Below are 9,755 nucleotides of genomic sequence, written 5' to 3' on the forward strand. Positions count from 1 at the left end.
ATCACAGCCCTGGCCTAGGACCACCGCATGAAGATCACCGAAATCGAGACCTTTGCCGTCGGCGCCGGCTGGAAGAACTGGCTGTTCGTCAAAGTCCATACCGACAAGGGCATTCATGGGATTGGCGAAGGCACGCTGAACGGCTTCATCAAGACCACCGAAGCCGGGGTGCACGAGCTCAAGCATCTCGCTGTCGGCCAGGACCCGCGTCGCATCAACGCGCTGGCCAAGCGCATGCTGGACAGCGTCTCGCTCGACGGCGGCCACATCCATCGCACGGTGATCGCGGCAATCGAGGTCGCTTGCTGGGACATTGTGGGCAAGAGCCTCGGCGTGCCGATCCACCAGTTGCTCGGTGGCCAGGTGCGCGACAGCGTGCTCGGCTACGCCAATGGCTGGTACCGCACCGAGCGCACGCCAGAGGCTTTCCTCGAAGCCGCCAAGGCGGTGCTGGCCAAGGGTTTCAGGGCGTTCAAGCTCGACCCGTTCGGCACCGCGCAAGGTTTTATCTCGCGCGAGGAACTGGAGCTTTCCTACGCGATCTGCCGAAAATTGCGTGATGAACTGCCTCGCGATACGCTGATCCTGATCGACGTGCATGCGCGCTTCACCGAGATCGCCGCCCTCCAGGCAGCGCAGAAATTCGCCGATCTCGACATCTTCTGGTGGGAGGAGCCGACCTCGCGCGACCGGCAGGAGACGGTGCACGAAGTGGCACATCGCTCACCGATCCCGGTGGCGACCGGCGAAATGTACGACACGGTCGGGCAGTTCTACACACTGGCCGCGGGTGGGGGCGTCAACATCTTCCAGCCCGAGCCGATGTCGCTCGGCGGCATTGCGCCGTCCATGCAGGTGGCCAGCCTCGCGCTCGCCCATGGCAGCCACATTGCCCCCCACCAGAGCGGTGGGCCGGTGGCGACAGCGGTGTGCCTGCAGCTGGCGGCCGCGGTGCCGAACTTCCTCATCCAGGAGCACTTCGACGCTTTCAACGACCCGTGGACGCGCGATCTGGTGACCTGGCACCCGACCGTCGATCCGGACAATGGCCATCTGTCGCTGCCCGACGCGCCAGGGCTCGGCATCGATCTCAACATCGAGGCGATCAAGAACCACCCCTATGATCCCAACGCCTATCTCAATGTTCATGCGCAGGGCTGGGAAAAGCGCCTCGGGCGGCGGGAAGGGACGGGGCCGCGTGGCCTCTAGGCCGTCATGCGCTTTCGCGATCGACGATCTCGAAGCCGAGGCTGGTGATGGTCGGCACCTTGGTGTCGCCGCCGAGCCTTGCCAGCAATTGCCGCACCGCACGGCGGCCCATCTCGTAGCGGTTGACCTTCACCGTGGTCAGCGGCGGATAGAGCTGCGCGGCGAGATCCATGTCGCCATATCCGGCGATGGCGATCCTGCCCGGCACGGCCCAGCGCCGGCGGTGGCATTCCTGCACTGCGCCGACCGCGAGCGTGTCGCTGGAAAAGAAGATGGCATCGATATCCTTGTGGCGGGAGGTCAGCGTCACCAGCGCCTCGGCGCCACCCTGAGCGGTGATCGGCACCTCGACCTCCATGTCGGCATGGTTCTTGATGCCGAGCTCCGTCAGCGCGGCGTGATAGCCGGTGCGGCGCTGCCGCAGGCGGTCATTGCCGTGGATCGGCGTCGAGACGAAGCCGATGCGCTTGTAGCCCTTGGCCGCCAGATGCATGGTCATGGCATAGGCGGTCTCGAAGTTGGAGACGCCGACGACCATGTCGATCGGCTTGCGGCCCTTGATTTCGGAAATTTCGACCACCGGGGCGCCGCTGCTCTTCAGCAAGGCACGCGCCGTCTCGCTTTGCACGAAGCTCTGCAGGATCATGCCGACCGGACGCCAGCCGAGCAGGTTGCGAATCGAGCTCTCCTCGGCCTCCTGCGTGAACTCGCCTTGCACCAGGAGCATCGAATAGCCGCTTTCATGGCATTCGTCGGACATGCCTTGCACCTGTTCGGCAATGCCCGAATTGATCAGCGGCGGCACCACCGTGCCGATCATGCGGCCATTGCCGCGCATGCTGGACGCCAACCGGTTGGGCACGAAGCCGGCCTGTTCGATCGCCTCCAGTACCTTGGCGCGGGTTTCCGGCGAGACCATGTCGGGATTGGACAGCGCGCGCGACACCGTCATCGGCGCCACGCCGACCCGCTTGGCGATCTCGCGGACGCCGAGGCGTTGCGGCTTCTTCTCGCCCGCCGGCGGCTTGTCGACCATCACCATGCTCCAAGAAAGCGCTATCCGCCAAGGCGATGTCCCGCGGATCACGCCGAAGCGTCCATTCATAGCGGTTGCCGCGAGTGCTTTCCAGCGATGGACCCGGCTATGCACCGGCGGGAGATTTCATCGTTGACAAATTATAATATTATAATCTTAATAGGCGAGAGGAGCGCGCCCTGTTCGGCGCGGGCGCATAGGGCCGGCCGCAAGGGCCGGCAACGGTCACTGCCGGGGAGGTCGGGATGAACAGCGCGGCTGAGGTGAGTGCGCCGCCCAGGGACGCGCGATCGTTCCGGCGGCGACTGATCGGCTTGATTGCCGTCGGCGAGGTCGGCGTGCTGGCGGCCATGGCTTTGCTGATCGCCTTCTTCTGGCTGCTCGAGCCGGCCTTCCTGTCGGAGCGCAACATCCGCGCCATTCTCAACGTCGTCTCCTTTGTCGGCATCATCGCCATCGGCCAGACCATTCTGCTGGTCGCCGGCGAGTTCGACCTGTCCGTCGGCTCGGTGGCCGGTCTCTCCGCCGTGGTCGCCGCCAAGCTGATGACCGCGGCCGCCCTGCCGGTGAGCTTCGGCATTCTCGGCGGCATCGGCGTCGGGGCGCTGATCGGCCTCCTGAACGGCCTGATCGTCGTCAGGCTCGGCATCCCGGCCTTCATCCAGACGCTCGGCATGCTGTTCATCGGGCAGGGCCTGATACAGGTGGTGACGGGTGGCTATCCGGTCTATCCGCTGCCCGAGGCGATCAACACCATTGGCGGAACCGATCTCGCCTTCGGCCTCGGCTGGAGCTTTGCCTTTTTCATCGTCGCCGCCCTCTTTGCCGACTTCGTGCTGCGGCGCACCGTGCTCGGGCGCAACATGTATGCGACGGGCGGCAACAAGGAAGTGGCGCATCTCGTCGGCGTCAACACCAGCGCCTACAAGATCGGCGCCTTCATCACCGTCGGCGCGCTGTCGGCGATCGCCGGCATGTTCGTCATGGCCGATCTCGGCAGCGGCGGCACGTCGATCGGGAGCGGCTGGGAACTGACCGTCATCGCCGGTGTCGTGGTCGGCGGCGTCAGCCTGTTCGGCGGCGCCGGCACGGTGGCCGGCGGCGTCGTCGGCATCCTGATGCTGAAGGTGGTGCAGAGCGGCCTCGTCGTCATTGGCGTCAACTCCAACTGGCAGCAGATCGCGGTCGGTGTGATCATGGTCATGGCTGTCGGCCTCGACATAGTGCGCCGCCGCTACTTCATCGCCGGCGCCTGAGATGCCGCGGATACTGCGCCGGCAAAAATGCCGGCGAACCAAGGGAGGTAAGGCATGAAAACCCATTTGAAAACGCAGCTGATCCGAGCCGCATTGGTGGCGGCGGCACTCGCCACCTCGCTCGGCTCGGCGAGCCTGGCCCGGGCGGCGGACATTCACCTGCTCTGGGTGCAGGCGATGAAGGATCACCCGGTGCACCGGCTGATGCAGGCGGGCTTCCTCAACAAGTGCAAGGAACTCGGCTACACCTGCGAGGTGGTCGGCGACCCGAGCGCCACCAACTGGGATATTCCGGCGACCTTGCCGCTTGCCGAGGCTGCGCTTGCCCGCACAAAATACGACGCGATCGGGGTCTACGGTCCCGACCCGGCCATCTATTCCTACATCTCCAAGCTGGCCAAGGAGGGCTTTCCGATCGTCACCTGGCACGTCCTGCCGCCCGAAGGCACCGTCAACGGCCTGAAAGCGGCGACGGGCGAGAACATCGCCGAAGCGGGAACCAATGCCGCGATCGCGATCGGCGACAAGCTCGGCGGCAAGGGCACCGTGGCATTGACGCAGGGCGCTTCCAACGACACCGAAAACGCCATGTCGGATGCCTTCCGCAAGACCATCGCGGCGAAATATCCCGGCATCAAGGTGCTCGACACTCAGATGGAAGGCTTTGAACCATCGGCGGCCGAGGCAAAAGCGGTGGCGATCCTGCAGGGCAATCCCGATGTGACAGCCGCCTTCGGCACTACCGGCAACAGCATCCAGACCTGGTCGGGCGCCGCCCGCAAGGCCGGACGCGACGTCGTCATCGTCGGCATGGACTATATCAGGCAGAATCTCGATCTGGTGAAAGCCGGCGCCGCCTACGGCATCGTCGCGCAGCCGCTCTATGAAGAGAGCGCCAAGGTCGCCGAACTGCTCGGTGATCTCGCCCAGGGCAAGACCGTTCCCTACAGCAATCCGCTGCCGGCAAAGGTGATCACCGCGGCTGATCTCGAGCCCTATTACAAGATGCTGGACAGCGCCGGCCAGTAACACCCGCCGCCGGGCCCGCGCCTTGCAGGCCCGGCGCTTTCCGAAGGGATGCGTCTTGTCCATCACCACCCAAGCGCCGCTGTTTTCGGCCACCGCCGTCGCCAAGAATTTCGGCGGCGTGCAGGCGCTGCGCGGCGTCGATTTCGATGTCGTGGCCGGCGAGATCCACGCCTTGCTCGGCCAGAACGGCGCCGGAAAGTCGACGTTGGTCAAGATCCTCAACGGCGTGCATCCGGCCGGTTCCTACACCGGCACGATCCAGCTCGACGGCCGGCCCATCAGCTTCGCTTCGCCGGCCGATGCGCGATCGAACGGCGTCGGTTACGTGCCGCAGGAAATCGAGGTGCTCGAACAACTGTCGGTCGCCGAGAATGTTTTTGCCGGCCGCACCGGGCTGGGCACCGGCATGATGGTCCATCAGCGCAAGCTCGAGCAGCGGGCCGGCGAGATCTTCGCCGACCTCGGCATCGACATCAACCCCAGGGCCTATGTCGCATCGCTGACCTCGGCGCAGCGTCACCTGGTGATGATTGCGCGCGCCATCGTGATGAAGCCCCGCGTGCTGATGCTGGACGAGCCGACCGCCTCGCTCTCCGGTACCGAGGTCGATGCGCTGTTCGCCGTCCTGCGCCGCCTCAAGGCGCAAGGCGTGGCGATGATCTACATCACCCACCGCCTACCCGAGGTGCTCGCCATCTGCGACCGCGCCACGGTGCTGCGCGACGGGCAGGTGGCGGTACGGATCGCGCGCGAGAATTTCGACGCCGAGACCTTCATCTTCTCGATGTCGGGTCAAAGGCTGCAGCGGCTGTTTCCCGGACACGCGGCACCTGTCGGCGCGCCGACGGCGCTGGAGGTTCGCCATCTCACGGTCGCCGGCCACAGCGGCGCGGTCCATGGCGCCAGGGATATCAATCTGTGCGTGGCGGCGGGCGAGATCGTCGGGCTGGCCGGGCTGCTGGGCTCCGGCCGCAGCGAGATCCTGCACGGCATCTATGGCCGTGTCGCGGCCGAGGGCGAAGTCCGCGTCGCCGGCCAGACGGTATCGATCAAGTCTCCCAGGGATGCCCGTGCGGCCGGCATTGCGCTGCTGACCGAGGATCGCAAACGCGACGGCCTGCTGTTCAACCTGCCGGTCGGCGCCAACATCACCATCGGCAATCTCGCGCCTCTGTCGCGGCACGGCATGGTGCGCGGCGCACTGGAGCGAAGCTCCATCCTTACCGCCATGCGCGCGCTCAACGTCAAGGCGTCCTCGCCGCAGGCTTCGGTCACCCATCTGTCGGGCGGCAACCAGCAGAAGCTGCTGTTCGCCCGTGTGCTGATGCGGGCACCGAACGTGCTGCTGCTCGACGAGCCGACCAAGGGCGTCGACGCGGCGACCCGGCATGAAATCTACCGGCTCGTGGTCGAACTCGCCGAGAAAGGCGTAGGCTTGCTGATCGTCGCTTCCGAATTGGAAGAGTTGATTGGCCTTTGCGATCGCTGCCTCGTGGTCGCCGACGGGCGCATCGTCGACGAATTTGGCCGTGGCGAGGGCGGCGAGGATCGCGTGCTACGCTCGGTGACCGCGGCACAGGCGGAACGCCACGCCATCGCTTCACCGGCCTCAGCATGATGTTCGCCGGCAAACGCGTTTTTGTCACGGGGGCCGCCACCGGCATTGGCCGGGCGACCGCGGAATACCTCGCCGACGAGGGCGCCAGGGTTCTCGGCGCCGGACTGGACGGCGAAGAGGGCAAGGCCCTTGCCGGCCGCTATGGCGAAGGCCAGTTGATCTTCCGCGAGTGCGATCTCACGCGTGAAGAAGAGGTTCAGTCGGCGGTGACGGCAGCCACCGAACGGCTTGGCGGGCTCGACGCGATCGTCAACTGCGCCGGCATCTACCCCACCGGCAAGCGGCTTGAAGACGTTTCCGACGCGGAGTGGGAAAAAACCATCGCCGTCAACCTGACCGCCATTTTCCGCGTCTGCCGCGCGACCTTGCCGCTGCTGCGCGCGGCGGGCGGCGGCTCGATCGTCAACATCGCGTCCGTGCACGCCGATGCCACGGTTCCCGGCGTGCCCGCCTATGCCGCGACGAAGGCAGCGGTCGTCGGCCTGTCGCGGCAGATGGCGCTCGACTATGCCGTTGACCGCATCCGCGTCAACGCCGTGCTGGTCGGCTCGGTCGCCACCCGGATGACCCTGGACGGGCTGGAAGCGGCCGGCGGCGCCGATGCGCTGGGCCTGTCCTTCGAGCCCAACCGGATCGCCCGCATCGCCAATCCCTCGGAGATCGCCAGCGCCATCGGCTTTCTGATTTCCGATGCCGCATCCTTCGTCACGGGCAGCGCAATGCAAGTCGATGGCGGCCTGCTGGCGCGGCTTCTCTAGGGCTCAGGCGCAATCGGCTGGTTAACTGAGGATCCGATTGTCCTGGCCCTTCAATTTGCCGCGCACGGGCGCTACCCTGCGGGGTGCGGAATTCCGCAGCCAAGGCTGTAGCGTTTGGGGGGCAGGCCACCATGAACATGGACTCGACCATTGCTGGTCCGACATTGCATTTGACCGCCCCTGCCATCGGTAGCGAGCTTGTTTGCATCGTCGATCGCAGTTCGTGTTTCCACGGCGTGATCCACGTTTCAGGATTCGCTTTTTCCGCAAAATCCCCTGTCGTTGGGCTCGCCTTGCTTCTGCCGGATGGCCGCACAGTCGTGCTGTCGCAAACCGGCCTTCCCAGTGCGGATCTGAGTCGTCTCTACGGGCGGCTCGCGGCCTCGTGCCGTTTCGATGAGCGGGTCTTCACAGGGCTGGACAACGCTCAGATGCTGGATGTGAAACTCGAAATAAGATTTGCGGACGGGTCGAAGGACGTGCGCCCGCTCGCGGCGGCAGATCCACACGATCCGATACTGCCCCTGGTAGACAGGTTCTTTGCCGAGTTGCGGTCACGTTCCGGCGGGCATTTGCTGGAGATCGGTTCGCGCAACCGGACTGGTGCAATGTGGCGCAACAGCCTGCCGCCGGGCTGGGTCTACACCGGTTTCGATATTCTGGACGGCGAGAACGTCGACATCGTTGGAGACGCTCACGAGGCGAGCCGCTTTCTGCCTCGCAATACCTATGACGCTGTCATGTCATTCGCCGTGTTCGAGCACCTCCTGATGCCCTGGAAGGCCGCGATCGAGATGAACCGCGTTCTCAAGACAGGCGCTCTGGGGATTATCCTGGCGCCACAGACATGGGCTCTGCACGAAGAGCCGTGCGACTATTTTCGGTTCTCGAGTCACTCCTGGAAGGCCCTGCTCAACAGATCGACCGGGTTTGAAATCATCGAAGCCATCGATGGTGTGCGCGCATACATCGTAGCCCGGGTGCACAACATATCGACGCATTTTGGCGAGGTGCACACCGGCGCGCTGATGTCGGCCGTCCTGTTTCGCAAGACCGGTGAAACAAAATTGGATTGGCCGGTTTCGCTTTCCGACGTTGCCGACGATCTATATCCTTTTTAGACCTTTTCTTGCGGTTGTCAGGGGCCGTGGTTTCTTACGTGTAGCCTTGGGGCTGCGCCTCGCCAGGATCGACAGAGACGGACCATGCTCGTTGTCCGGGGTCTCATGTGCGATCGCCAGATCGTCGAACCCCAGTTTGGCCAGACCCCACAGCAGATCGTCGCGATGTATCCAGCGCGGTACCGGGTCCATGCCTCCGCAAAATGTCGATGCGCCAAGCGGTCCGTAGGGGCGCGGATAAAGCGTCACAGTTCTGCCGTGCCAGTCGCGTAGCTCTGGCGCTCCAAGCGCCGCGCGCCGCCTGTCGCCGGTCGGCATCGCATTGTCGTCGGCGACGTGAGTCCACAAAAACAGACAATCTGTCCGGTCCGCCAACAAGTCCAGCACGTGCAGCGGGTCCGTCATATGATAGAGGACACCGCTGGCAACGATCAGCGGCCAATGCTTTGTTTCGCTCTCCAGGAACGGAACAAAATTGCCGAGGCGGAAGGCCGCGTCGCGCAAGCCAAGTATTTCCTTCGCGACCAGACAACGAAGAAAGGCATCGCGATTGGCCTCGATGGCCAGGACCGACCCTGCGCCCTGGGACAACAAAGTCGCGGTGTGCGCCGCCTCCAAGGGACCTAGTTCGAGGACTTGCTTCCCGTTGAGCCAGCCATCCAGTTTCTCCGCGAGCCAAAGTATGCGTGGGTCCTCGTGCAAATGGGAAGTGCCGGCCTGCAAGCCTTGCGTTGCCGGGAACGCGGTGACCCATTGGCCCTTGAATGCATCAATCGCATTTTGGGCCGAGGGCGCTGATCCGACGTACACGGGAGGATCGACAACGGCCTCAGCGATGTGTTCAGGCCCGGCTTCGTCGATCGCGCCGAGCGCCAGGGCCAGTCTGTCGGGGCCATGCATCGCCGGTTTGGCGGACATCACCGCAAAGAACTCGCACCCTACAGTCGGGTAAAATTGCTCCTCACGAAGTCCCAGGACTCCTGCCGCGTGCAAATCCGCCATGGCCAGGCGAAAGCTGGATGGCGTGAAGACCCAGGCGTGACAGTCGACATAGTCGTCTCCCTGCCTGGTTGCCATCGCGTAACCTGCTTGAGGCGTTCCGGCGAACGCATACTCTCCCTTGAACCCTTCCATCCAGACCTGCACGCCTCCACGCGTTCCATGCGATGCATGGTGATCGAACATGGCCGCCGTGCCATGCCTTTTCTGCCCTGCCATGTAGGCGGCCAACAGATGGCCCGCGGTACAGCTGGGGCGCAGGTAATCGAAGGTGTATCGACGGTCCGGGATCAGGAGATAAACCCGCCCACCCGGCTTGAGTGCCCGTTCGCAGCGCTGGAGGAAATGGACCGGGTCCGTGAGATGCTCGAACACGTGACTGGCCACTATGAAGTCGAAGCCCTCGCCGTCAGGTCGAGTTGTCTGAATTCACCCCCATCGTCGATGGCGTCTACCGTTTCAAGCCGTGAAACGTCGACACCGATCGCAGCGTATTTCGAGCGCAATCCGTCGGCGTCGGCATGATCGACAACGAGCGTCTTGTACCCTTCGGCCTTGGGCAATATCGGCGAGTATGAAGCGCCAATCTCGATGCCGCGTCCATTCTTGCCGACTGCAGTCCGGATAGTCTTTCGGAAGTCCAAGTTCGTGCCCCTCGCACCGAGCGTTGCATGGCATGAGTAAACCATTTCACAGCTTCGACTGAAGTGTTATCTGTCGGGGCTGGGG

9 protein-coding genes are annotated in these 9,755 nt (G+C 64.2%); 6 read left to right on the forward strand and 3 right to left on the reverse strand.

Annotated features, from left to right (window positions below):
- Window positions 1-27 precede the first annotated feature (27 nt).
- Window positions 28-1,209 carry a mandelate racemase/muconate lactonizing enzyme family protein gene (locus tag C1D09_RS30425; protein ID WP_143977652.1) on the forward strand — a complete coding sequence of 394 codons (1,182 nt, stop codon included), beginning with the start codon at window positions 28-30 and terminating at the stop codon, window positions 1,207-1,209.
- Between the two features lie 4 nt (window positions 1,210-1,213).
- Here C1D09_RS30425 and C1D09_RS30430 read toward each other — a convergent pair whose 3' ends face one another.
- Entirely contained in the window at window positions 1,214-2,245 is a 1,032-nt protein-coding gene (locus C1D09_RS30430; protein ID WP_246135936.1) for a substrate-binding domain-containing protein, read from the reverse strand.
- 245 nt (window positions 2,246-2,490) lie between these two features.
- Between C1D09_RS30430 and C1D09_RS30435 the strand changes: the two genes are divergently transcribed.
- The 5 genes from C1D09_RS30435 to C1D09_RS30455 all read left to right on the forward strand — a co-directional run bounded on the left by C1D09_RS30435 (window position 2,491) and on the right by C1D09_RS30455 (window position 8,027).
- A complete protein-coding gene (locus C1D09_RS30435; protein WP_143977654.1) occupies window positions 2,491-3,501 on the forward strand; it encodes an ABC transporter permease in 1,011 nt (336 codons plus the stop codon).
- A 54-nt stretch (window positions 3,502-3,555) separates the two neighbouring features.
- Entirely contained in the window at window positions 3,556-4,530 is a 975-nt protein-coding gene (locus C1D09_RS30440; protein WP_143977655.1) for a sugar ABC transporter substrate-binding protein, read from the forward strand.
- Window positions 4,531-4,585: 55 nt separating this feature from the next.
- Window positions 4,586-6,148, forward strand: a complete 1,563-nt coding sequence (locus C1D09_RS30445; protein WP_143977656.1) for a sugar ABC transporter ATP-binding protein — start codon at window positions 4,586-4,588, stop codon at window positions 6,146-6,148.
- The gene (locus C1D09_RS30450) at window positions 6,148-6,906 is read left to right on the forward strand and encodes an SDR family NAD(P)-dependent oxidoreductase (RefSeq protein WP_246135937.1); all 759 of its coding nucleotides are present in this window, start codon (window positions 6,148-6,150) and stop codon (window positions 6,904-6,906) included. Before C1D09_RS30445 ends, C1D09_RS30450 begins: the two co-directional genes overlap by 1 nt.
- A 137-nt stretch (window positions 6,907-7,043) precedes the next feature.
- Complete coding sequence (locus tag C1D09_RS30455; RefSeq protein WP_246135938.1) at window positions 7,044-8,027, forward strand: class I SAM-dependent methyltransferase; 984 nt, start codon at window positions 7,044-7,046, stop codon at window positions 8,025-8,027.
- Here the strand turns inward: C1D09_RS30455 and C1D09_RS30460 are convergent.
- Entirely contained in the window at window positions 8,013-9,401 is a 1,389-nt protein-coding gene (locus C1D09_RS30460; protein WP_246135939.1) for a class I SAM-dependent methyltransferase, read from the reverse strand. The genes C1D09_RS30455 and C1D09_RS30460 overlap by 15 nt on opposite strands.
- A gap of 11 nt (window positions 9,402-9,412) precedes the next feature.
- Window positions 9,413-9,670 carry a hypothetical protein gene (locus C1D09_RS33975; protein WP_246135940.1) on the reverse strand — a complete coding sequence of 86 codons (258 nt, stop codon included), beginning with the start codon at window positions 9,668-9,670 and terminating at the stop codon, window positions 9,413-9,415.
- Window positions 9,671-9,755: the final 85 nt, after the last annotated feature.

It is taken from the genome of Mesorhizobium intechi (genome assembly GCF_002879535.1).
Taxonomy (GTDB): Bacteria; Pseudomonadota; Alphaproteobacteria; order Rhizobiales; family Rhizobiaceae; genus Mesorhizobium; species Mesorhizobium intechi.

Bases quoted from the DNA above. Each gene is read 5' to 3' on its own strand.
- C1D09_RS30425 (WP_143977652.1), top strand. From the start codon at position 28: ATGAAGATCACCGAAATCGAGACCTTTGCCGTCGGCGCCGGCTGGAAG.
- C1D09_RS30435 (WP_143977654.1), top strand. From the start codon at position 2,491: ATGAACAGCGCGGCTGAGGTGAGTGCGCCGCCCAGGGACGCGCGATCG.
- C1D09_RS30450 (WP_246135937.1), top strand. From the start codon at position 6,148: ATGTTCGCCGGCAAACGCGTTTTTGTCACGGGGGCCGCCACCGGCATT.
- C1D09_RS30455 (WP_246135938.1), top strand. From the start codon at position 7,044: ATGGACTCGACCATTGCTGGTCCGACATTGCATTTGACCGCCCCTGCC.
- C1D09_RS30430 (WP_246135936.1), bottom strand. From the start codon at position 2,245: ATGGTCGACAAGCCGCCGGCGGGCGAGAAGAAGCCGCAACGCCTCGGC.
- C1D09_RS30440 (WP_143977655.1), top strand. From the start codon at position 3,556: ATGAAAACCCATTTGAAAACGCAGCTGATCCGAGCCGCATTGGTGGCG.